This is a genomic window from Lihuaxuella thermophila (genome assembly GCF_900110165.1).
In the GTDB taxonomy this organism is placed as follows: domain Bacteria; phylum Bacillota; class Bacilli; order Thermoactinomycetales; family Thermoactinomycetaceae; genus Lihuaxuella; species Lihuaxuella thermophila.
Genome location: NZ_FOCQ01000008.1, coordinates 35,009 through 56,169 on the forward strand (window position 1 = coordinate 35,009; position 21,161 = coordinate 56,169).

General features: G+C 48.9%; 26 protein-coding genes and 1 tRNA gene. 26 read left to right on the forward strand and 1 reads right to left on the reverse strand.

Annotated elements, in window-relative coordinates:
- Positions 1–83: 83 nt before the first annotated feature.
- From cmk to BMW55_RS10250, 9 genes are all read left to right on the forward strand, one after another.
- A complete protein-coding gene (gene cmk / locus BMW55_RS10210; protein WP_089968374.1) occupies positions 84–752 on the forward strand; it encodes a (d)CMP kinase in 669 nt (222 codons plus the stop codon).
- Between the two features lie 3 nt (positions 753–755).
- Positions 756–1,343: a lysophospholipid acyltransferase family protein gene (locus tag BMW55_RS10215; protein WP_089968381.1), complete on the forward strand. Its 588-nt coding sequence runs from the start codon at positions 756–758 to the stop codon at positions 1,341–1,343.
- Positions 1,344–1,439: 96 nt separating this feature from the next.
- Positions 1,440–2,582, forward strand: a complete 1,143-nt coding sequence (rpsA, locus tag BMW55_RS10220) for a 30S ribosomal protein S1 (RefSeq protein ID WP_089968384.1) — start codon at positions 1,440–1,442, stop codon at positions 2,580–2,582.
- Between the two features lie 120 nt (positions 2,583–2,702).
- Positions 2,703–3,320, forward strand: a complete 618-nt coding sequence (locus tag BMW55_RS10225) for a hypothetical protein (protein ID WP_089968387.1) — start codon at positions 2,703–2,705, stop codon at positions 3,318–3,320.
- Positions 3,321–3,340: 20 nt separating this feature from the next.
- Positions 3,341–4,252 (forward strand): YIEGIA family protein, encoded by a 912-nt coding sequence (locus BMW55_RS10230; protein ID WP_089968390.1) that lies wholly within the window; start codon positions 3,341–3,343, stop codon positions 4,250–4,252.
- Positions 4,253–4,450, forward strand: coding sequence for a capping complex subunit for YIEGIA (locus BMW55_RS10235; protein WP_089968393.1), 198 nt, complete (start codon positions 4,253–4,255; stop codon positions 4,448–4,450).
- 93 nt (positions 4,451–4,543) lie between these two features.
- Positions 4,544–5,860 carry a ribosome biogenesis GTPase Der gene (gene der / locus BMW55_RS10240; RefSeq protein WP_089968396.1) on the forward strand — a complete coding sequence of 439 codons (1,317 nt, stop codon included), beginning with the start codon at positions 4,544–4,546 and terminating at the stop codon, positions 5,858–5,860.
- 25 nt (positions 5,861–5,885) lie between these two features.
- Positions 5,886–6,473 (forward strand): glycerol-3-phosphate 1-O-acyltransferase PlsY, encoded by a 588-nt coding sequence (plsY, locus tag BMW55_RS10245; RefSeq protein WP_089968399.1) that lies wholly within the window; start codon positions 5,886–5,888, stop codon positions 6,471–6,473.
- A 20-nt stretch (positions 6,474–6,493) separates the two neighbouring features.
- On the forward strand, positions 6,494–7,519 hold the full coding sequence (locus BMW55_RS10250) for an NAD(P)H-dependent glycerol-3-phosphate dehydrogenase (protein WP_089968402.1): 1,026 nt from the start codon (positions 6,494–6,496) through the stop codon (positions 7,517–7,519).
- A gap of 151 nt (positions 7,520–7,670) precedes the next feature.
- Here BMW55_RS10250 and BMW55_RS10255 read toward each other — a convergent pair whose 3' ends face one another.
- Positions 7,671–8,210 (reverse strand): hypothetical protein, encoded by a 540-nt coding sequence (locus tag BMW55_RS10255; RefSeq protein ID WP_089968405.1) that lies wholly within the window; start codon positions 8,208–8,210, stop codon positions 7,671–7,673.
- A gap of 367 nt (positions 8,211–8,577) precedes the next feature.
- Between BMW55_RS10255 and BMW55_RS10260 the strand changes: the two genes are divergently transcribed.
- From BMW55_RS10260 to aroC, 17 genes are all read left to right on the forward strand, one after another.
- A complete protein-coding gene (locus BMW55_RS10260) occupies positions 8,578–9,294 on the forward strand; it encodes a DUF3939 domain-containing protein (protein ID WP_089968408.1) in 717 nt (238 codons plus the stop codon).
- A 71-nt stretch (positions 9,295–9,365) separates the two neighbouring features.
- Positions 9,366–9,503 (forward strand): hypothetical protein, encoded by a 138-nt coding sequence (locus BMW55_RS19390; RefSeq protein WP_170839865.1) that lies wholly within the window; start codon positions 9,366–9,368, stop codon positions 9,501–9,503.
- A 168-nt stretch (positions 9,504–9,671) separates the two neighbouring features.
- The gene (gene spoIVA, locus BMW55_RS10265; protein ID WP_089968411.1) at positions 9,672–11,150 is read left to right on the forward strand and encodes a stage IV sporulation protein A; all 1,479 of its coding nucleotides are present in this window, start codon (positions 9,672–9,674) and stop codon (positions 11,148–11,150) included.
- Between the two features lie 174 nt (positions 11,151–11,324).
- Positions 11,325–11,600 (forward strand): HU family DNA-binding protein, encoded by a 276-nt coding sequence (locus BMW55_RS10270; RefSeq protein WP_089968414.1) that lies wholly within the window; start codon positions 11,325–11,327, stop codon positions 11,598–11,600.
- Between the two features lie 177 nt (positions 11,601–11,777).
- Entirely contained in the window at positions 11,778–12,344 is a 567-nt protein-coding gene (gene folE / locus BMW55_RS10275) for a GTP cyclohydrolase I FolE (protein ID WP_089968417.1), read from the forward strand.
- Positions 12,345–12,430: 86 nt separating this feature from the next.
- Positions 12,431–12,507, forward strand: a tRNA-Pro gene (locus tag BMW55_RS10280).
- Positions 12,508–12,611: 104 nt separating this feature from the next.
- Entirely contained in the window at positions 12,612–12,860 is a 249-nt protein-coding gene (gene mtrB, locus BMW55_RS10285) for a trp RNA-binding attenuation protein MtrB (RefSeq protein ID WP_170839866.1), read from the forward strand.
- Between the two features lie 58 nt (positions 12,861–12,918).
- Entirely contained in the window at positions 12,919–13,422 is a 504-nt protein-coding gene (locus BMW55_RS10290; protein ID WP_089968424.1) for a hypothetical protein, read from the forward strand.
- Between the two features lie 107 nt (positions 13,423–13,529).
- Positions 13,530–14,282 carry a heptaprenyl diphosphate synthase component 1 gene (locus tag BMW55_RS10295; RefSeq protein ID WP_089968429.1) on the forward strand — a complete coding sequence of 251 codons (753 nt, stop codon included), beginning with the start codon at positions 13,530–13,532 and terminating at the stop codon, positions 14,280–14,282.
- A 6-nt stretch (positions 14,283–14,288) separates the two neighbouring features.
- A complete protein-coding gene (locus tag BMW55_RS10300) occupies positions 14,289–15,011 on the forward strand; it encodes a demethylmenaquinone methyltransferase (protein WP_089968433.1) in 723 nt (240 codons plus the stop codon).
- A gap of 18 nt (positions 15,012–15,029) precedes the next feature.
- Positions 15,030–15,899 carry a UbiA-like polyprenyltransferase gene (locus tag BMW55_RS10305; RefSeq protein ID WP_089968436.1) on the forward strand — a complete coding sequence of 290 codons (870 nt, stop codon included), beginning with the start codon at positions 15,030–15,032 and terminating at the stop codon, positions 15,897–15,899.
- Complete coding sequence (locus tag BMW55_RS10310) at positions 15,896–16,495, forward strand: UbiX family flavin prenyltransferase (protein WP_089968442.1); 600 nt, start codon at positions 15,896–15,898, stop codon at positions 16,493–16,495. Before BMW55_RS10305 ends, BMW55_RS10310 begins: the two co-directional genes overlap by 4 nt.
- Positions 16,492–17,337: a menaquinone biosynthesis protein gene (locus BMW55_RS10315; RefSeq protein WP_089968446.1), complete on the forward strand. Its 846-nt coding sequence runs from the start codon at positions 16,492–16,494 to the stop codon at positions 17,335–17,337. Before BMW55_RS10310 ends, BMW55_RS10315 begins: the two co-directional genes overlap by 4 nt.
- Positions 17,338–17,351: 14 nt before the next feature.
- Entirely contained in the window at positions 17,352–18,323 is a 972-nt protein-coding gene (locus BMW55_RS10320; RefSeq protein ID WP_089968449.1) for a polyprenyl synthetase family protein, read from the forward strand.
- A gap of 625 nt (positions 18,324–18,948) precedes the next feature.
- Positions 18,949–19,392, forward strand: a complete 444-nt coding sequence (gene ndk, locus BMW55_RS10325) for a nucleoside-diphosphate kinase (RefSeq protein WP_089968453.1) — start codon at positions 18,949–18,951, stop codon at positions 19,390–19,392.
- 187 nt (positions 19,393–19,579) lie between these two features.
- Entirely contained in the window at positions 19,580–19,750 is a 171-nt protein-coding gene (locus tag BMW55_RS19395) for a hypothetical protein (protein WP_170839867.1), read from the forward strand.
- Between the two features lie 247 nt (positions 19,751–19,997).
- Positions 19,998–21,161: a chorismate synthase gene (gene aroC / locus BMW55_RS10330; protein ID WP_089968456.1), complete on the forward strand. Its 1,164-nt coding sequence runs from the start codon at positions 19,998–20,000 to the stop codon at positions 21,159–21,161.

Here is a 21,161-nt window from a genome sequence, read left to right on the forward strand (position 1 = left end):
ATCGAATAAAGTTCATCCCGGATCGAGCAGGTACGACCTGCTCGATAAATTTTTATCCCGTTCTAGGGAGGATTAGGCAGGTAATGAAACGTTTTTTGGTAGCTATTGACGGACCCGCCGGCGCAGGTAAAAGCACGGTAGCACGGCAGGTCGCAGAGCGTTTGGGTCTCACGTACGTGGACACCGGAGCCATGTATCGCGCCCTTGCCTGGAAAGCGCTCAGGGACGGGGTAGACATGGAAGATGAAGAAGCCGTTGCTCATTTGGCGGAATCAATTACATTTACACTCGAACCGAACGGGATCAGAGTCAATGGAATCCCGTTAAAGGACGAAATCAGGACTCCACAGGTGTCCGAACTGGCTTCGGCTGTTGCAACCATGCCGAAGGTGAGGAAAATACTCGTCAACAAACAACAAGAGATCGCCGCGAGCCAAAGTGTGGTCATGGATGGCCGGGATATCGGAACCCATGTGTTGCCTAACGCTGACGTGAAGATTTTTCTGACGGCGTCCATCGACGAGCGGGCTCGCCGGAGATACAAAGAGTTGACAGCCAAAGGAATCCCGGCTGACTTGGAGGCCCTCCAGGAACAGATCCGCCGCCGTGATGAAAACGATCGGAATCGCGCTTATGCTCCGTTGCGTCAAGCTGAAGATGCCATCCTTGTTGATACGACCAACCAGTCGGTTCAAGAGGTGATTGAGGTTATTCTTCAACATTGCCGTAACAAATTAGGCGGTGAGGAGTAAGATATGTTATATGTTACAATTCGTCAGCTTTTTCGCATCATTTTTGCGACTTTCTACCGCTGGAAAGTGATCGGGCGCCATCATATCCCCAAAGAGGGTCCGGTGGTGATCTGCGCCAATCACATCAATCATTTGGATCCCCCCCTGGTTGGTTGTGCGGTATCACGAAAAGTTCATTTTATGGCAAAAGAGGAGTTGTTTCGCGTTCCGGTCTTGGGCCCGATCGTTCGTATTCTCGGTGCATTCCCCGTCAAAAGAGGAGCGGGCGACCGGCAAGCGCTCAAAACCTCAATTCAGATTTTGAAGGAAAACAAAGTATTGGGGATTTTCCCTGAAGGAACCCGTTCAAAGACAGGCGCGCTGGGCAAAGCCCATTCAGGTGCCGCTCTCATCGCTTTAAAAACCAATTCCCCCATCGTTCCTGCGGCCATCATCGGTCCTTACCGATTGTTTCGGTCTGTCCGCATCATTTTTGGTAAACCGATCGATCTTACCCCTTATAAGGAAGGGAAAATCGGTGCTGAGACAGCCCAGGCGCTGACAGAACGCATGATGGATGAAATTAAGCAAATGATGGAACAACATCAGTAAAATGATCATTTGCATGAAGGTGAGGATTTCCCGCCTTTATCATCTTGATCTTTACTTAATAAAAAAGGTTTTGTAGTGCTAAGGAGGTTTTCGTTCATGGCAGAAGAAATGAAGTCTGTACAAGCAACATCACTCCAGGTTGGAGACGTGGTGAAAGGAAAAGTGGTTCAAGTAGAAAACAATCAAGCGCTTGTTGATGTGGGATACAAAACGGAAGCCATTCTGCCTGTTTCCGAATTATCCAGCTTGCACATCGCACAAGTGTCTGATGTTTTAAGCGTCGGCGACGAGGTGGAAGTAAAAGTAATCCGCTTGAACGATGAAGAGGAAAAATTGATCGTCTCCAAAAAAGCGGTCGACGCTGAAAAGGCCTGGAAAGAATTACAACATAAATATGAAACAGGAGAAACCCTCACGGCAACGGTTGCTGATGTCGTCAAGGGCGGATTGGTGGTTGATGTGGGGGTTCGCGGATTCATCCCGGCTTCCCACGTGGAACTCCATTTCGTCGAAGATTTCTCCGACTACAAAGGAAAAGAGCTCACTTTGAAAGTAATCGAGATCGACCCGGAGAAAAATAAATTGATCTTGTCGCGCAAAGCGGTATTGGAAGAAGAAGCCAACCGCAAAAAAGAAGAGACGCTGGCCTCCCTCGAAGCCGGTCAAGTGTTGGAAGGAACGGTTCAGCGTCTGACCGATTTCGGCGCGTTTGTGGACATCGGCGGGGTAGACGGGTTGGTTCATGTATCCGAGCTGGCATGGCATCGTGTCGGTCATCCATCCGAAGTGCTCACTGAAGGGGATCACGTTAAAGTAAAAGTGCTGAAAGTAGACCGTGAAAACGAACGGATCAGCCTGAGCCTGAAAGAGACCCAAGAAGGTCCCTGGGATCAAGCGGCTAAACAGATTGAACCGGGGCAGGTCTTGAAAGGAACGGTTAAACGCCTTGTCTCCTTTGGTGCGTTTGTTGAAGTCTATCCGGGAGTGGAAGGGTTGGTACATGTTTCGCAAATCGCGCGCCGCCATGTTGCCACACCGGCTGATGTGTTGGAAGAGGGTCAGGAAGTGCAGGTAAAAGTTCTCAGCATCCAACCCGAACAAAAACGGATCAGCCTCAGCATCAAGGAAGTGGAGCAAGAAGAAGCACGCAAAGAAGTGGAAGAGTTTGATAACAACAATCAAAACGGGTTAAACGTCACCCTGGGGGATGTCTATCCCGAGTTGCGCAATCTGAAATAATCGATCTCATCAACCAATCAATCCTGGTACCAGCCATTCTTTGGCTGGTTTTTTTCTGCTTAAAAACACAAGCTCTGAGAAAAACTAGAAAAAATCTCTCGGAAAAGGTGGTGACAACGGATGAGTGCCGGAATCCCGGCTGTTTTGTGCATGGCAGCGCTGAGCATTTTGATTTATACAGGTTGGTTTTCAAGTGTTGCGGATGATCTCGCCATCCCGAGATCAATGATTCTGTATTATTTGTTGGGAGCGGTCGTATTATCCGGATTCCCCCCTGTGCCCAAGGATCAATTGATTCAAATAGATCCCGGTTTTGGCGCACTTCTCTGGCTGTTTGTCGCGCTGGCTGTGAAGATGCATAAAAAATGGCGCCTATCCTTCGCCAGCCTGTGTTTATTTTTGGGATCAAGTTTGTTTTTGTGGCATGAGATCTCACGGGTGGAAACGGATTGGTCCGATTTATCCTTTCGTGCGGTCATCGTTCTTTCTCTTGTCCTCATTCCTGTCTGTTTTGCGAAAAACTTAGGAGACCGGGTCACTCTTGCGGTTGGGGGGGCATTGGTCGCACATGCCTGGATCTTGATTTTTCATCATGAAGTGCTGAAACCGCTGATCATTGGCAATGATGAATATTTAGATACCGTTTGGATCTGTATCACCTCCGTTTTTCTGGTTCATTATTCGGTTCGGGCCGCTCAGGAATGGCTGAGGAAATGGAGAAAAATGGGGTCAATCTAAAATCAAGGAGAAGATTGGCGATGGACTGGCACGTTTACAACTCGGCGGTGATAATCGGAGTCCTCATCGGTTTTTTGACGCGCCTTCGTTTGTTGGAAATCGATTATCGGCAATACCCTACTTATCCGCACGGATATTTGAGCCATCTGGCGTTGGGGATGATCGCTTCCGCATTAGGTGCGGTGGCCGTACCGGCTCTTTTAAAAAAAGATTACACGGCTGTTACGTTTCTCGCTCTGGCGGCGCAACAATTCAGGGATGTGCGGAATATGGAGCGAGAAACGCTGGCCAAGCTGGATGAGATGGAATTGGTACCCCGCGGAGCCAGTTATATCGAAGGGATTGCCAAAGTGTTTGAAAGCAGAAACTACTTGGTGATCTTCTCCGCTTTTATGACGTCACTCTCTGTGGTGCTGACAAAAACCTGGTGGGTGGGAGCGGTTGTAGGCGGAGTACTGATCCTGGGCGCCGGATTGCTGATGTCGGGTCAAGTGATCAAAGATATAGCCAACGTTTATGAAGGAAAACTTACATTTGAAGGTCCAAATCTGTATGTAGACGATATTTATCTGATGAATATCGGACTCGAAGACAATCAGAAGCGTATTTTACAACACGGGATCGGCCTGATCATCGAACCCAACAGCCCGGCTGCCGTCGTAACCATCAGCAACATCGGGCAAAGACAGGCGATTCTGCATGACGTTTCCGCCATTTTAGGCGTATACCGCGACACAGGGGAGCCGGCGCTGGTTCCCATTGCCAAACGGGATCTGAATGACGGGAGACTGGGGTTGGTTCTTCTTCCCCAAGAAAAAAATGTCGGGAGAGCCATTCAGGTTGTGAACTTCGTCCCGGTGTTGGAGAGCGCCGTACGCAGGCCGTCTCAATTTTCAGTGAGAGATACGGAAGGAAAGAGAGGGCAAGCGTGAATGGAAAACAAAGCGGATACCGGCAAGATATTGGCGGTGATTACCACTAAACGCGATTGTGTTGCGGGCGGGGCGCCCATTTTTGTGGCGGATACCAAAGAGGAATTTGTGCGCAAAACGTTCGTCCTGGAGAAGATCCTGGACGGGATGGCGCATGAGATAGACCCGGACATCATGATTATCGTCCGCCATTCTTAACGGTTGCTTAATGGGATATTTACGGATAAGATTAGGTATGTCGTTATCTAGTTATTTCTTCATAGAGATTTGGTTGTAAAGTGAGGATTCAGTATGAGTCTACCCGTTGTTGCCATTGTCGGAAGGCCGAATGTAGGAAAATCCACGATTTTTAACCGTTTGGCCGGTGAGCGCATTGCGATTGTGGAAGATAAACCGGGGATTACCCGGGACCGTATCTACTCACGCAGTGAATGGAATGGAAGGGACTTTCACGTGATCGATACGGGGGGTCTGGAGTTTGACGAGCAGGATGAGATTTTAGAACATATCAGAAATCAGGCGGAGCTTGCCATTGAAGAGGCAGACGTCATCCTTTTTGTCACCGACGGCCGGGACGGGGTCACCCCTGCCGACGAAGAGGTGGCCCGGTTGCTTCACCGCTCGAATAAACCCGTGATCATGGCTGTCAACAAGATTGATGATGTGAAACACAAAGAAGATATGTATGAATTTTATCGGTTGGGATTTGAACACGTAATCCCTGTGTCTTCCATTCACGGGACGGGAACCGGGGATATGCTGGACGCTTTGGTGGAGCATTTTCCCGACAAAGACGAAGCGGAGTATGATGAAGATACGATCCGCGTTTCGTTGATCGGACGTCCCAATGTCGGGAAGTCTTCTTTAGTCAACGCGATTTTGGGTGAAGAACGGGTCATCGTGAGTCCGGTGGCCGGGACGACCCGGGATGCCATTGATACGCCGTTTGAATATGAAGGACAAGAGTATGTACTCATCGATACAGCGGGCATCCGCAAGCGCGGAAAAGTTTATGAAACGGTTGAAAAGTACAGTGTACTCAGAGCTTTAAGAGCGATTGAACGGTCGGATGTCTGTTTGATCGTGATCGATGGCGAGCGCGGAATTGCCGAGCAAGATAAAAAGATTGCCGGTTACGCCCACGAGGCGGGACGAGCGGCCGTTTTTGTCGTCAACAAGTGGGACGCGGTGGAAAAAGATGAGAAAACCATGGATCGCTTTAAACGACAAATCCGCGATCATTTCCAATTCATGGAATATGCACCGATCTTGTTTGTCTCAGCAAAAACCAAACAGCGGATCCATCAAATTCTGCCCATGGTTTCTGAGGTTGCCGAGCAACATGCGATGCGGATTTCCACCTCTGTACTCAACCAAGTATTGCACGATGCGATGATTACCACACCTCCGCCTTCGAGCCGGGGGCGCCGTTTTCGGGTGCAATATGCGACCCAGGTGTCAGTGAAGCCCCCGACCATTGTTCTGTTCGTCAATGATCCGGAGCTTGCTCATTTCAGTTATTTGCGATATCTGGAAAATCAATTGCGCAACTCTTTTTCGTTCAAAGGAACACCACTCAAAATGCTGCTGAGGAAAAAAAATTCATAACACGGGATAGGGAGAGGTTAGAAACATGTTTCAAACCTGGGTCATCCCCCTCATATTGTCTTATTTGTTGGGGTCGATCAGTTTCAGCTATCTATTGACCCGCTATTTAAAGGGTGTGGATATACGCGATTACGGGAGCGGGAACGCGGGTGCGACCAATACGATGCGCGTCCTGGGCAAAGGTCCGGCTCTCCTGGTATTTTTTCTGGATGCCTTCAAGGGGATCGGGGCTGCCGGAATCGGCTATTTGTTCAGTGAAGGAAATCAGACCGTTATGATGGCTTGCGGGATCGCCGCGATTGTGGGGCATAACTGGCCGATTTTCCTGCGTTTTCGCGGTGGAAAAGGAATTGCCACGACCGTGGGGGTCACCGCGTTTTTAGCCTTTTCCGCTGCTTTGGTCGCCGGGGTTTTCGCCATTCTGTTTATCATCCTCACCCGGTATGTCTCCTTGGGTTCGTTGATTTATACCTGTGTCGTTCCCGTTGCCATGTTGTTTTTGGACTATCCGGCAACTTTCATTTGGCTGTCCTTGCTCATCACTTTGATGGCTGTGATCAGGCATAAGCAAAATATTATCAATCTGTTTAAGGGGCAGGAACGCAAGATTTAAGGTTAGAGGGAGAAGGATGGATGAATAGACGAGTAGCTGTGTTAGGTGCCGGAAGTTGGGGAACGGCTCTGGCCACTGTCTTGGCGGAGAATGGGTGCGAAGTGACGTTATGGGCTCGTCGTCAAGCGGTGGCGGATGAAATCAACCGGTTCCGAACGAATGAAAAATATCTGCCGGGAGTGACGATTCCCCCGAGAATTGCCGCCTCGACGTCCATTTCGGATGCGGTTCGGGGAAAAGATCTGGTTTTGTTTGTGGTCCCTTCCCATGCCATGCGAGAAATTGCCGCAATCGCCAGCCGCTGGATTCGGGCAGATGCACTGATCGTACACGCCACGAAAGGATTTGAAGTGGGTACGCTGAAACGGATGACAGAAGTATTAAAAGAGGAGCTGCCTCAGGAACTTCACCCAAATATTGCGGTGCTTTCCGGTCCCAGTCATGCGGAGGAAGTCATCAAAAAATTGCCCACAACCGTCGTGGTGGCTTCCGAACGGCAAAAAACGGCCGAAGAGGTACAAGCCATTTTCATCAATTCCTATTTTCGCGTTTATACAAACCCGGATGTCATCGGGGTTGAGGTAGGAGGGGCGCTGAAAAACATCATTGCCCTTGCGGCGGGTCTCGCAGACGGGCTGGGTTTTGGAGACAATTCCAAAGCGGCGCTCATCACAAGAGGACTGGCCGAAATCGCCCGGCTTGGGTTGGCGATGGGAGCGAAGCCGATCACGTTTGTCGGTCTGGCCGGGGTAGGGGATCTTGTCGTCACCTGCACCAGCCGTCACAGCCGCAATTGGCGTGCCGGCCATATGCTCAGCCAGGGAAAAAAATTGGAACAGGTGCTGGAAGAAATGGGCATGGTTGTCGAAGGAGTGAAAACGACCCGCGTCGCTCATGCACTGTCTCGCCATTATCAGGTTGAAATGCCTTTGACGGAACAACTGTATGCCGTGCTTTTTGAGGGCAAAGATCCGGAGCAGGCAGTCAAAGATCTGATGTCGCGGGGCAGAACCGGTGAACTGGAGGAGATCATTCAGGACTGGTAACCATTTGGGCTTTTTCCCTGTTGCAAGTATTCTTAACATTTCATACTCTGTAATAGCTTTAACCATTATCCATAAACTTGAGCACAGAAACAGGGACAGGGAATCAGTTGGCTCAAGGATAATGGCACGAAAACAGGGGTATGCCTTCAGGCTACCCCTGTTTTCGTTTGGAATAGGACGATGTTGTCGCTTTGCCGCTCTGAACCAGATTGGATATTAATTTTTGAACGATCGGGGACTGCAGAATGGACAGGATTTGACTGAAATCCATGTTGGGCAACGGAGATCCCGGGGGTCCTCCCGGATAGCCGCGGGAACCGATGGAACCTTTGGGGACCTGATCTTCAAACGGCAGGTGGATGACAGGTATGTCTTCGATCTCCTCGCTCTGGTTGTTCGATCTGGGGAGTGGAAAGAGAGGGAAACCTCTGCTCCTGATCATCGGCATCAGTTGTGAAGCGATTTTAACCATTTGATAAGTGGAGTTCATCATAGACTCCAACTTCTGAATGGTTTGGCTCAGATCTTGAACAGTGGACCGGAAGGTCATGAAGCCACTCATGATTTTTGCCAGATCCAGGGAAGACAGCTGATTTAAAATCGGGTGTTTCGGAACTTCGGATTGTGCTTTTACCGGGCGGGGCTTCTTCGGTTTTTTTCTGGAAGCGTGTTTTTTCAAGTTGGATTTCATACGGCTTCCTCCATTCAGGCTGATGTCCATATATACTATGCATGGAGAATCATCCTGAACTAGGACAGATGCCCCTCTGATTGGTAGGCGGAAGCGGATTTGCTATACTGATGGAGATGAAAGAGAAGGATGGTGTCGAAAAGTGGAACTCATGATCATTCTTTTTCTTTTGGTTTTAATCAATGTTTTAATTGCGATCGGGAGGCAGCAGCAGAGGAAATGGCTTCGTTTTCTCCTTACCTCCGTTTCTTTTATCCTGCTGCTGATCACGTTGCTTTTCGTTTTAAAGGCGCTCTCTTGAGCTTAGCCATGTCTGCGGTGAATAAGAGCCGGAGCCAAAAAGAAGCTGATCGGAAGGAGAGATACGATGAAACACTCTGTAAAAGGAATCTGTTTATTCCTGTTGATGGGGCTGTTGGCCGGATGCCTCTATCCGCAGGAGCGCCGGCAACAATTGGATCAGTTGCCCCAGCATATCATGCGTGTTCAGTCGGCAGTGGAAGCTTACCATAAGGAAAATAAAGTATTGCCGTACAAATATACGGAGGATGAATATAAACTGACGACAAAGTATCTCGTCAATTTTCAGGACTTGCAAAGCTACTTGGGCAATATGCCTCCCAGTTCATTTGAACAAGGAGGCAACTTCCTGTATGTGTTGATCAATGTGGAAAAGAAACCGACCGTCCGTCTTTTTGACTTGCGCGTTAATGATGAAATCGGCAAAGTACAGCAGGCGGTAGATCGATATAGACAGGAACACGGGAAAGTACCGGGAAATGGAGAAGTCGGCGCCGGTTTCTATTCGATTGACTTTCATCAATTGGGAATGGATGCGGTGACGATCCCAAGCCCTTATTCCGCCGAAACGGATCTGCCGCTTCTTGTAGACGGTAAAGGAAAGGTGTATGTGGATTACCGCATGGAAGCGATGAAAATGATCCAGCAAGCCAAAAAGAAACCCGAAGCGGGCCAGGATCTTAGAATTTGGCTGGCGGAAGGCTCTTTTTATGTTCCGGCATTTTCGCCGCCTATGAAATATGAACAGGGAGAGCCTGTCTTTGTTTCGGTCGCTTCCGGGTAGAATATTCTCTCCAACAACCTCATAAAAATGGGTCAGAGGTGAATGGATCACGCTCGAGAGGGTGAAGGCAGATGGAAAAGTTATGGTTTCATCTGTTGGTTATCCCCGGCATCTTCCTTCTGGGCCGCCTTTCCGGTTCGGTAAAGATTGCCCGCTTTAAAGTCAAGGCTGTTTCCTTGCGTGAGAAAGCGCGCATTTTTTCCCGCTGATCCTCATAGAGCTGCTCCAATAAGTGGCTCTATTTTTTTTCGCAAAGATTCATATTGGGAAGATGCACTCATATATTAGTAGTGTCCAAAGGAGGGACCGGAGGGAGGGGATAGCCTTCGCACCGGCGACAGATCCAGCAAAAGGGATACCTTAAAGGAGGGAATTTCGTGGAGAAAGTAGATATCTTGAAAGATATTGCAGAACGAACGGGAGGAGACATCTACCTGGGTGTGGTCGGTGCGGTGCGCACCGGTAAGTCAACATTTATTAAACGCTTTATGGAACAAGTGGTCATTCCCAACATCAGTAATGAGGCAGATCGGGTCCGGGCCACTGACGAATTGCCACACAGCGGAGCAGGTAGAACGATTACGACCGTAGAACCCAAATTTGTCCCCAACCAGGCTGTCAGTATCCATGTTGATGAAGGATTGGAGATCAATATCCGACTGGTGGATTGTGTTGGCTATGTCATCGAAGGTGCCAAAGGCTATGAAGATGAAAACGGCCCGCGCATGATCAATACTCCCTGGTTTGAAGAGCCGATCCCGTTCCAGGAAGCGGCGGAAGTGGGAACCCGGAAAGTGATTCAGGAACATTCGACGCTGGGAATTGTCATCACCACGGATGGTTCCATCACGGATATCCCCCGTGAAGATTATGAAGAGGTGGAAGAGCGGGTCGTCAATGAGTTGAAGGAAGTGGGTAAACCGTTTATTCTTCTGCTGAATTCCACTCGTCCCTACAGTGAACAGGTGCAGTCACTCCGGGCGGAATTGGCCGAAAAATACGATATCCCCGTCATCGCGATCAGCGTGGCCACGATGAGCGAAGACGATATCCTGGGAGTGATGAGGGAAGTCCTGTACGAGTTCCCCGTTCATGAAGTGAATGTCAATCTGCCCAGCTGGGTGATGGTTCTGGATGAAGATCACTGGCTCCGCAGGGAATTTGAAAATTCCGTGCGCGAAACGGTGAAAGATATCAAACGCTTGCGTGATGTCGATCGTGTGGTAGGACATTTCTACAACTACGATTTTATTGATAAAGCGGCATTATCCGGAATGGATATGGGCCAGGGAATTGCGGAAATCGATCTCTACGCCCCTGATGAGCTTTACGATACGATTCTCACTGAGGTCGTGGGCGTTGAAATCAAAGGAAGAGATCACTTGCTTGAATTGATGCAGGAATTTAGCGTGGCCAAACGGGAATACGACAAAGTTGCAGATGCGCTTAAGATGGTGCGGACAACCGGCTACGGGATCGCCCCGCCCACACTGGAGGAAATGACCCTGGATGAACCGGAGCTAATCAAGCAGGGGACCCGTTTTGGTGTCCGGCTAAAGGCAACCGCACCATCGATTCACATGATCAAAGTGAATGTGGAGTCGGAATTTGCTCCCATCATCGGCTCGGAGAAACAGAGCGAGGAACTGGTGAATTATCTGATGAGGGATTTTGAGAATGATCCTTTGCGCATCTGGGAATCGGATATTTTTGGCCGTTCACTCAATCAAATTGTCCGTGAAGGGATTCAGACAAAACTTTCGATGATGCCGGAAAATGCCCGCTATAAATTCCAGGAAACATTAGAGAGAATCATAAATGAAGGGTCGGGCGGATTGATTGCCATTATTTTATAACCAAAATTTTGAAAAGGGCGCTTTTGGCGCTTTTTTTTATGTGAAATCGGGAAAATAACCAAACATTCTCTTGAACTTCCCTAATGTCTGTATTAGTATAGGATTGTCCCACGCATTGCTTCACCTGATTGATTGAAGTTAAAAGAGTCGCGGATTTGTACAGGAGGTGCGGTTATGAATAAAACCGAACTGATCAATAAAGTAGCAGAAGCTACTCAAATGACCAAAAAAGATGCAACAAAATCTGTGGAAGCTGTTCTCGACGCCATTACTGAAGCGCTCAAAAGTGGTGATAAAGTACAATTGATCGGCTTTGGTAACTTCGAAGTGCGCGAGCGTGCGGCACGCAAAGGACGCAATCCGCAAACCGGTGAAGAGATCGAAATTCCTGCTAGCAAAGTCCCAGCTTTCAAGCCTGGCAAACAGTTGAAAGAAGAAGTCAACAAATAAGCAGGAACAGTATAAGCCATTGGCGCTTTGGTGGGACTACATATTTCCTGGTAAAAGGGCCTCTTTCGGGAGGCCTTTTTCCTTTGTCATTGTTTTTTCATGGTTATGGTATAATGGATCACAGATATCTCGCCCAAATGAGCGACGATGAAATGGATATGGATGGAGGAAACTTGAATGGAAGTAGATCATCAAAAAATCGAAGAAGCGGTTCGAATGATCTTGGAGGCTGTGGGAGAAGATCCAAACCGTGAAGGTTTGATAGATACACCTAAGCGCGTGGCCAGAATGTATCAGGAAATTTTTTCGGGTTTGCGCGAGGACCCCAAGGAGCACTTCTCGGTCATATTTAGCGAAGATCACGAAGAATTGGTTCTGGTCAAAGATATCCCGTTTTTTTCGACCTGTGAACATCACTTGGTTCCCTTTTTCGGGAAAGCACATGTGGGATACATACCCCGCGGGGGGCGTGTCACCGGTTTGAGCAAACTGGCCCGGGCCGTAGAAGCGGTTGCCAGGAGACCCCAGTTGCAGGAGCGGATCACGGCCACAGTAGCGGATGCCATCATGGAAAAATTGGACCCGCATGGCGTCATTGTCGTTGTGGAAGCGGAACATATGTGCATGACCATGCGCGGTGTCAGGAAGCCGGGCGCCAAAACGGTAACCTCAGCCGTGCGGGGGGTTTTTGCCAAAGATCCCACAACCCGTGCGGAAGCTTTAAGTTTGATCGGCATAAAATAATTTAAAAAACCTCTTGACACTCTTTAAAGCGCGTTATATACTTAAAATCGTCACTGCGATAATCAGTCGCAGACAAGAAAGGACAACGGGCTATGGCGCAGCTTGGTAGCGCGCTTGCATGGGGCGCAAGAGGTCGTCAGTTCAAATCTGGCTAGCCCGACCAAAGAAAAAGACTCTTCCACTCGGAAGGGTCTTTTTCTTTGAATCAATGCTTTTGATCCATGCTAAACTAGATTTGGGAGTCGTTTTTTCATTTTAATTCGTTCAATGAATAATGAATTGGAGGGAACCTCTTTGCAAGGGAACAATGGAGATTATATTGTCATTAAAGCAAAAGAAAACGGTGTCAATGTGATTGGTTTAACCAGGGGAAAAGATACCCGGTTTCATCACTCCGAAAAACTGGATAAAGGCGAAGTGATGATCGCGCAATTTACCGAGCATACCTCAGCGATCAAAATTCGGGGGAAAGCGGTGATCATTACTCCCTTTGGACAGGTTGACACCGAAGAATAAAGACTGGCATGATTCCCGCCCTCGGTCGATAAAATGGTGACAGAAGGAGACAAGGGGGATGTGGATGAGAGTTCTGGCCAAAAGATTGTTCGCGACTGTCTTTTTATCCGTGTTATTAGCTTCTTTGCTGTCGCTCATTCCGATGCTCGAGCAACATGGAGATGAGAATTCCGAATTACCCGTGTTCGAGCCGGCGACGGAAAAAAAATTAAGCGAAAATCAGCTTGTCGATTTTCTGCTCAGTCAGTCCCTGCGGATGCAGCTCAAACGGGTTGATTGGAAAAATGAGGGTTCCCTTTTCCTTGAACTGGAACAAACTCCCGGAATGAGCCAAGAGGCCATGTACCGGGAGCTGTTTAGGATCGTTAAAAATTGTCTTGTGGAAACGGAAAACATCCAAATCGTCCGCCTGTATGTTCACGGGGCCAACGTCAACGATTTTTTGCTCGAAGCGGGTCGCAAACAGATCGCCGGAGATCCGCAAATGAAAAATATCAATCACTGGACAGATAAAAAATATCTGGAAGAAATGTTTGAAATCACGCGATTTTCTTCTTCTTAGTCCATGCAGGTTCATGACGGCAAAACTGCCTATCGTGTTCAAAAGTATGGTATACTATTTGAAGTGCATTTTATCATGATTGGTCATTTTTTGGGAGGGACGCTTTCATGACGTCCATACATACACAATTCAATGAAATTATTGATCACATTGACCAACTTGCCCGACATTCCTATGTTGAACAAACTCTCGGAAAGCCTCCTGTCCCTGTTTTTTTTGTGCGAATTCTCTACTTGTTGATGAGATCCTGTGGTGTTTCTGATGAACGAATCCGAGTTTACTGCACAGCGGCAACCTTGCTGCAGATGGGGCTGGATACTCACGATCTTGTGTCCCTGGAACCGGTGCAGTCGGCTGAAGAAAAGCGTAGGCGCCAATTGCATGTGCTCATAGGGGATTATTACAGCAGCCTGTTTTACGTGATTCTGTCCAAGCATCGTGAAATAGACGGCATTCAGTGTCTGGCTAAAGCAACCTCAACCATCAACGAGACTAAAATGACTCATCACAGAGAACAGATGAAGGCCGGGTGGAATCTGAACGTACATGCATTAAAGCGGATGCAGGTGATTTCCGGCGGATTGCTTACGGCTCTGGCCGATTTTTTTCATGTTGGGAATCAACCGGAAAACGTCTGGCAAAAAATCATCCCGGGATTCATATTGTTTGACTTGCTCAAGAGGTATTCAAGCATTTTGCATCCGGACGGAGAACTCGGCAAATGGGTTGAACATACATGGAATGAGCTCAACCAGGCGATCCCGGAAATCGAACAAACGGATGTCAGAGAGGAACTGACGGAGATATTGAACCGGCAATTACCTTATCTTAACGGATTTTCCCGGGTGAAAGAGAGATGACATCGAATGAATAAGCAGTCAGAAACCAAAGCAAAATTTGTACACAGTGTCTTTGAAAGCATTGCCAAAGACTATGACCGGATGAATACCTTGCTCAGTTTTCGCCGTCATAAAGCCTGGAGAAAATTCACCATGAAGAAGATGAATGTCCGGCCCGGAGACACAGCCATCGACGTTTGTTGCGGCACGTGTGATTGGGCCATTTCCTTGGCAGAGGCTTCCGGGAGCGGCAAAATCGTAGGTTTGGATTTCAGCCGGAATATGCTGAGCGTCGGGGAGGAGAAGCTCAAGCAAAAGGGGCTTCTTCACCAGGTGGAACTGGTGGAAGGGGATGCGATGAAGCTCCCGTTTCCCGACGATACATTTGATCATGCGACCATCGGTTTTGCCCTTCGCAACGTGCCTGATCCCGTTCAAGTTCTCCGCGAAATGAAACGGGTCGTCAAACCGGGCGGGCAAGTGGTCTCTCTGGAGTTATCCAAACCGACCTGGCCACCGTTTCGCTTTATCTATTACCTGTATTTTGAGCGGATTCTCCCGCGCTTGGGCAAATGGTTCGCGGGCCGCTACGAACAGTATCGGTGGTTGCCCGAGTCTCTGGTCACATTTCCCGACTACAAAGAATTGGCGAGAATCATGGAAGAAGAGGTCGGGCTGTGTCATGTGGAAGTGTATCCCTTAACCTGGGGAATTACCGCTGTTCACATTGGACGAAAACCGCTCGTGTAGAGAAGGAAGATGTTTCGAATGAACGTGCTGAGAAAAATACGGATCATCCTGGAAATGATCAAGTTTGAACACACGATTTTTGCTCTCCCTTTCGCCTATCTGGGCGCCGTCCTCGGCAGCATGGAAGTAAACGGCCATCTTCCGACATGGGAACAAATCGGTTGGATTACACTCGCCATGGTGGGAGCAAGGAGCGCCGCGATGGCTTTAAACCGCTTGATCGACCGCCGGATCGATGCCAAAAACCCCCGTACCCAAAATCGCGCGATTCCTGCAGGGCTTGTGTCTGTTCCGTTTGTCTGGGGATTTGTCATCGTTTCGTTTCTTGTGCTGTATGTGGCTGCTTCCCAGCTGAATGCTCTGGCTGTCCAATTGATGCCGATCGCTGTCTTTTTTCTCGTTTTTTATTCATATACCAAACGATTTACTTGGTTGTGCCACGTGGTGCTGGGAATCTCGACCGGATTGGGCCCGCTGGGAGGGTGGGTTGGAACCACCGGTCAGATCGATGGAATGGCTCTTCTCCTGTTTGTTACCGTGGCACTTTGGATTGGCGGTTTCGACGTCATTTATGCTTGTCAAGACGTCCAATTTGACCGGAAGGAAGGTTTGTATTCCATTCCGGCTCGTTTTGGCATCAGAAAGGGGTTGCTCATCTCCTCGTTGATGCATGTGGGTACGGCACTGGGATTAATCGGTCTCCTGTTGATCACTCATCTGGATTGGTGGTTTGGAATCGGAGTATTGATCGCTCTGGCTATTCTCATATACGAACACGCCATTGTATCCGCCGATGATCTGTCGAGGTTAAATACGGCCTTCTTTACGATGAACGGGGTTCTGAGCGTGATTGTGTTCGTGTTTGCAATGATGGATGTGTTACTATGAGACATAAACGTTTCGTTGTCGCGATGACCGGTGCCAGCGGGGCCCCGTACGGATTATGTCTGCTCGATGAGGTGCTGAGACAAGGGCATGAAGTCCATCTGCTCGTCACCGAAGCGGGCTGGCGGGTATTGAAAGAAGAGCATGGGTGGGAGATTCAGCAACGGGAAAACATTTTTTATGATCGCTATAAGGACATGCCCGGAGAGTTGATTTACCACCCGATCAAAGATATTGGTGCATCGATTGCCTCCGGTTCCTTTTTGTGTGATGCCATGGTTGTCATCCCTTGTTCGATGGGTACGCTGGGCAAGATCGCCCACGGCCTTTCCACTAATCTGCTGGAGCGGACGGCTGACGTGATGTTGAAGGAGCGCAGGCCATTGATTCTCGTTCCGCGCGAAACGCCGCTCAGTCCGATCCATTTGGAAAATATGTTGAAATTATCCCGCTGCGGAGTATCGATTGTTCCAGCGATGCCCGCTTTTTACCACCAACCCAAAAATATTGAAGAATTGGTCCGCTTTGTGTCCGGGAAAGTTTTGGATCTGTTGGAAGTAGATCATGATTTGTTTCAACGTTGGAGGGGTGGCAGATGAAACCGATCCGAGTCGGCAAAATCGCTTTTACAAATATCTTGCCGATCTACCACTACTTTGATGACCGGGGTACCGAAGTGGAATTGATCCCGATGGTTCCGTCTCAATTGAACCGCGGTATGGCTGCGGGGGAAATCGATTTGGGCCCCATCTCTTCTTTTGCTTATGCGGAAAACTATCCGCATTTTGTATTGATGCCGGATCTTTCAATCAGCGCGATGGGACCCGTGGGCTCCATCTTTCTTTTTACCAGGGGGAAAGAGCTGTCCGAGCTGCGTCATGCACGCATTGCTCTCACCAATACTTCGGCCTCATCGGTCAATCTGTTAAGGGTTTTATTAGAAAAGTTTGAGGGAGGTTCCCCGGATTATGTGACGATGCCCCCGTGTTTGGATGAAATGATGAAGGAAGCGGATGCGGCTTTATTAATTGGCGATGACGCTATCAAAGCATTGTGGCATCATTCGGGCTATCGTGTCCTGGATTTAGGTGAAGAGTGGCATAAATATACCGGATTGAGCATGACCTTTGCCGTATGGGCTGTCCGGCGTGAAATAGCGGAAACGCGGATGGAGGAGCTGGCGGAAATATACCTCCGCTTTATGAAAGCCAAAGAGCAAGGGAGACGGGAGCCACTGCCCGTCATTCGGGAAGCGATGCGCCAATTGGGCGGGGAAAGAGATTTCTGGACAAAATATTATGACGGTTTATGTTACGATCTGAGAGAGCAGCAACTTGAGGGACTAAAAACCTACTATCGATACGCGGCGGAGCTCGGCTTATTATCTTCTGATGTTGAGATTTGCATGTTGGACTTGCCGGCAGGGCTCGGGATGCGTTAATCAGGGTGAAGCAGATGAATTTGCAGGATATCTATCAAAATCTGAAAAAAGATCTTCAGCGGATCGAAGAGAAATTACAGGAATCAGTAAAGACCAACCATGCAGAACTTCATGATTCCGCCACCCACCTGTTAAAAGCGGGAGGAAAGCGCATGCGGCCCGTTTTTGTATTGTTGGCGGGACATATGGGAACTTACGATGCCGATCGGCTTCAGCAAGTGGCTGTTGCACTGGAACTGATTCACATGGCCACGTTGGTTCATGATGATGTGATCGACGATGCCGACCTGCGCAGGGGTAAGAAAACCGTCAAGGCAGAGTGGGATAACCGGGTTGCGATGTACACGGGAGACTATATTTTTGCGCGGGCTCTGGAAGGCATAACCCGGATCCAAAACCCGGAGGTACAACACATTTTGTCCAGCGCGATCATGCGGATGTGCCAAGGGGAGATTACACAGATTGAGGATTTGTATAACCCCCGTCAATCCTTGCGCAGATACCTGCACCGCATCAAGAAAAAAACGGCACTGTTAATGGCGATCAGTTGCCGGCTGGGAGCTTTGGTCAGCGGGGCCGATCCGGAGATGGTGCGCCGCCTTTATGCTTATGGATATTATGTGGGAATGGCCTTTCAATTGACCGATGACGTGCTTGATATAACCGGTGATGAACAAGTTCTGGGGAAACCGGCGGGCAGCGATTTGCGGCAGGGAAATGTGACTCTGCCCGTCATCTATGCGATTGCTCATGTCTCCCCCTCCAATCGGGAGAAAATCTTGTCCCATCTCGAATCAGAAGGCAAAAACGGTTCAGCTGAGGAGATTCTAGCTGTTGTTCGCATGTCCGGCGGAGTGGAATACACCATGGAGCTATCCAGGCGTTATTTGCAGAAGGCGATCCTGAGTCTGGAGTTTTTGCCATCATCCCACGCACGTGAATCGCTCCGGTTGATTGCCGAATTTATCGTGAGACGTTCTTATTAGTTTTTTTAACGTTGTTGTGAGACCCTTTCTGTGAGAGCGTGCTTTGTAGTAAGAGTTGTACTTTGATTGTGCTTCCGGGCGGTCGGCCGTGTTGGTCTCCGTGCTCTTGAGGCCTTCGAAGATGCAAAACTGACCGCTCCGGCCCCTCACTTCGGGCGCGGATCAAACTCGCTGTCGCTCAAACACGTGATCCGCTTTTTCCCTCCGTTCGGGGCCTCCGCTGGGTAAGGCCTCAAAGGCACTTCGACCAATCACGGCCTCCCTGCACGATTTTGTATTTGATTTTTAGATTGTCGGCTTTTCATGGATGATTTCAAGACTGATCGACACGAAGGAGCGGTCGCTCATCCACGGTTGTGTCAAGCTGTCTTGAACTGTATTCTGTGCAAACTCCATAAGCAGAGCCAGTGGAGAAAACTTTTTGGCGACGAGCGACTCTGCCACTGCATCGGAACGGAGACGCCAAAAGATTTCGGAGCGGGCTTACAACGGTTTCACCTTCATTATTGAAAAGGTTATGAGTTGCGTTCCTTTCTAGATCCTGATAAAATCTTTCATGGTCACAGATTGGCATCTATTTACGCGACTCTACATAACAATCCAGTTGAAAGGCAGGAACGCTTTGATGGAAAGAACTTTTGTAATGGTTAAGCCGGATGGAGTTCAGCGCGGATTGATTGGTGAGATCGTATCTCGCTTTGAAAAGAAAGGCTTTCAGCTGGTGGCAGCCAAATTGATGATGGTATCCCAAGAGCTGGCTGAACAGCACTACGCCGAACACAAGGAAAAGCCCTTCTTTGGAGAATTAGTGGACTTTATCACTTCCGGCCCCGTATTTGCGATGATCTGGCAAGGAAATAACGTCATTGCCGGAGCACGCCAAATGATGGGCAAAACCAATCCGGCCGATGCGCTTCCGGGTACCATCCGCGGTGATTTCGGCGTGAGTGTCGGCATGAATATCATTCACGGGTCAGACTCCCCGGAAAGCGCTCAGCGCGAAATTTCCCTCTGGTTTGGCGAAGGGGAAGCCGTGGAGTACGAAAAAACGATTAACAAGTGGATCTGATGAACAGAGAGCATGGTGAAGAGCCGTGCTCTTTTTTATGATCATCATCGTTTCGATCAGGAAGTTTGTATGCTCTTATTGATGCGGAATCGGGGTCGATGAATGCCGTTTCCGCTCGCGGGTTTATCTCCCCTGTTAATTGGAAACGATGCAGGTAAGCCTGCTTTTTAAGTGGAGGAACGGAAATATGGATATTTCGATGAGTATGGAAGAAGTGATGGATCAAATTAAACGAATGGTAGCCAGCGGAGAGCCTCAGAACAAAAAAAGGGTCAAGCAAGTGAATCCCGATTTGATGCAGGGGGCTCTCTATTATTTTCCCAGCTGGGACCATGCGGTGCAAAGAAGTCTGGATTAGAGGATCAGAAACGGGCCAACCTGGTTTGATCGGGTTGGCCCGTTGATTGTTTCGCTTGTATAGAAAACAATCTAATAATAAGTTCAAACAAGTTTGTATCACAAACAAAAACTTTTTACATTTAACCCTCCCACAAAAGTGTGTTGTGTGTTATTATAACTAACAAATTTTCATCCAGTTTCATACTGTGATACTCAACAGCATAAAAGAGTTGAGCGATTTTGAGTCAGGAGAGGACGTGCCAGAGATGAGATATTTGACAGCAGGAGAATCGCACGGGCCGCAGTTGACGGTGATTATCGAAGGATTGCCGAGCCAGCTGCCTTTTTCAAAAGACAAAATAGATGAGCAATTGGCACGCAGGCAGAAAGGTTATGGACGTGGCCGTCGCATGCAGATTGAAAAAGACCAGGTGCAGATCTTATCCGGTGTTCGCTTCGGGAAAACGACAGGTGCCCCTGTAGCGCTTGTGATTGAAAATAAAGACTGGACTCACTGGAAAAAGATCATGAACCCGGATCCCAATCCGGAAGACGCCGAAAAACGGAGAATCTCCCGTCCGCGTCCGGGTCATGCCGATTTAAACGGTGCGATTAAATATAATCACAGGGATATGCGCGATGTACTGGAACGCTCCAGTGCCAGGGAAACGGCAGCACGGGTGGCAGCAGGAGCCGTAGCCAGACAAATACTGGAGATGTGCGGCATCGAGATCGCCGGACACGTGCTCCGCATCGGAGAGGTGGAAGCCGAACGGGTGTTGGATCTCCCTTTGTCCGAGATCAGGCGCCGCACGGAAGAGTCCCCGGTTCGCTGCCTGGATGCGCAAGCGGAGCAAAAGATGATGAATCTCATTGACCAGGCCAAAAAAGAAGGGGATTCACTGGGCGGAATAGTTGAGGTGATTGTGGAAGGGGTTCCGATCGGTTTGGGGAGCCATGTCCAGTGGGACCGGAAACTGGATGCCCGGATCGCTCAGGCAGTGGTGAGCATCAATGCTTTTAAAGGGGTTGAGTTCGGCATTGGCTTTGAGGCTGCCCAGCGGAAAGGCTCCGAGGTTCACGATGAAATCATGTGGTCAAAAGAGCGCGGTTTTTACCGGGCAACCAACCGCCTGGGCGGATTTGAGGGCGGAATGACCACAGGCGAGCCGATCGTGGTCAGGGGTGTGATGAAGCCGATCCCAACGTTATATAAACCGCTGAAAAGCGTAGATATAGACAGTAAGGAGCCTTTTGAAGCCAGCATCGAGCGCTCGGACAGCTGTGCGGTGCCGGCGGCATGCGTGGTGATGGAAAACGTTGTCGCTTGGGAGATCGCTCAAGCTCTGCTGGAAAAATTCCCTTCCGATACCGTCGATGAATTGATTGATAATGTAGCCAGATATCGAGAAAGAGTGTTGGAGTTTTAA

What these genes read in the sequence shown, in the direction of transcription:
- BMW55_RS19390 (WP_170839865.1), top strand. Translation starts at nt 9,366, where the DNA reads ATGGAAAAGTTATGGTTTCATCTGTTGGTTATCCCCGGCATCTTCCTT.
- BMW55_RS10235 (WP_089968393.1), top strand. Translation starts at nt 4,253, where the DNA reads ATGGAAAACAAAGCGGATACCGGCAAGATATTGGCGGTGATTACCACT.
- der (WP_089968396.1), top strand. Translation starts at nt 4,544, where the DNA reads ATGAGTCTACCCGTTGTTGCCATTGTCGGAAGGCCGAATGTAGGAAAA.
- plsY (WP_089968399.1), top strand. Translation starts at nt 5,886, where the DNA reads ATGTTTCAAACCTGGGTCATCCCCCTCATATTGTCTTATTTGTTGGGG.
- mtrB (WP_170839866.1), top strand. Translation starts at nt 12,612, where the DNA reads ATGAATAATGAATTGGAGGGAACCTCTTTGCAAGGGAACAATGGAGAT.
- BMW55_RS19395 (WP_170839867.1), top strand. Translation starts at nt 19,580, where the DNA reads ATGGATATTTCGATGAGTATGGAAGAAGTGATGGATCAAATTAAACGA.
- cmk (WP_089968374.1), top strand. Translation starts at nt 84, where the DNA reads ATGAAACGTTTTTTGGTAGCTATTGACGGACCCGCCGGCGCAGGTAAA.
- BMW55_RS10255 (WP_089968405.1), bottom strand. Translation starts at nt 8,210, where the DNA reads ATGAAATCCAACTTGAAAAAACACGCTTCCAGAAAAAAACCGAAGAAG.
- BMW55_RS10250 (WP_089968402.1), top strand. Translation starts at nt 6,494, where the DNA reads ATGAATAGACGAGTAGCTGTGTTAGGTGCCGGAAGTTGGGGAACGGCT.
- ndk (WP_089968453.1), top strand. Translation starts at nt 18,949, where the DNA reads ATGGAAAGAACTTTTGTAATGGTTAAGCCGGATGGAGTTCAGCGCGGA.
- BMW55_RS10225 (WP_089968387.1), top strand. Translation starts at nt 2,703, where the DNA reads ATGAGTGCCGGAATCCCGGCTGTTTTGTGCATGGCAGCGCTGAGCATT.
- BMW55_RS10315 (WP_089968446.1), top strand. Translation starts at nt 16,492, where the DNA reads ATGAAACCGATCCGAGTCGGCAAAATCGCTTTTACAAATATCTTGCCG.
- BMW55_RS10215 (WP_089968381.1), top strand. Translation starts at nt 756, where the DNA reads ATGTTATATGTTACAATTCGTCAGCTTTTTCGCATCATTTTTGCGACT.
- BMW55_RS10320 (WP_089968449.1), top strand. Translation starts at nt 17,352, where the DNA reads ATGAATTTGCAGGATATCTATCAAAATCTGAAAAAAGATCTTCAGCGG.
- folE (WP_089968417.1), top strand. Translation starts at nt 11,778, where the DNA reads ATGGAAGTAGATCATCAAAAAATCGAAGAAGCGGTTCGAATGATCTTG.
- BMW55_RS10260 (WP_089968408.1), top strand. Translation starts at nt 8,578, where the DNA reads ATGAAACACTCTGTAAAAGGAATCTGTTTATTCCTGTTGATGGGGCTG.
- BMW55_RS10290 (WP_089968424.1), top strand. Translation starts at nt 12,919, where the DNA reads ATGTGGATGAGAGTTCTGGCCAAAAGATTGTTCGCGACTGTCTTTTTA.
- BMW55_RS10295 (WP_089968429.1), top strand. Translation starts at nt 13,530, where the DNA reads ATGACGTCCATACATACACAATTCAATGAAATTATTGATCACATTGAC.
- BMW55_RS10270 (WP_089968414.1), top strand. Translation starts at nt 11,325, where the DNA reads ATGAATAAAACCGAACTGATCAATAAAGTAGCAGAAGCTACTCAAATG.
- aroC (WP_089968456.1), top strand. Translation starts at nt 19,998, where the DNA reads ATGAGATATTTGACAGCAGGAGAATCGCACGGGCCGCAGTTGACGGTG.
- BMW55_RS10310 (WP_089968442.1), top strand. Translation starts at nt 15,896, where the DNA reads ATGAGACATAAACGTTTCGTTGTCGCGATGACCGGTGCCAGCGGGGCC.
- BMW55_RS10305 (WP_089968436.1), top strand. Translation starts at nt 15,030, where the DNA reads ATGAACGTGCTGAGAAAAATACGGATCATCCTGGAAATGATCAAGTTT.
- rpsA (WP_089968384.1), top strand. Translation starts at nt 1,440, where the DNA reads ATGGCAGAAGAAATGAAGTCTGTACAAGCAACATCACTCCAGGTTGGA.
- BMW55_RS10300 (WP_089968433.1), top strand. Translation starts at nt 14,289, where the DNA reads ATGAATAAGCAGTCAGAAACCAAAGCAAAATTTGTACACAGTGTCTTT.
- BMW55_RS10230 (WP_089968390.1), top strand. Translation starts at nt 3,341, where the DNA reads ATGGACTGGCACGTTTACAACTCGGCGGTGATAATCGGAGTCCTCATC.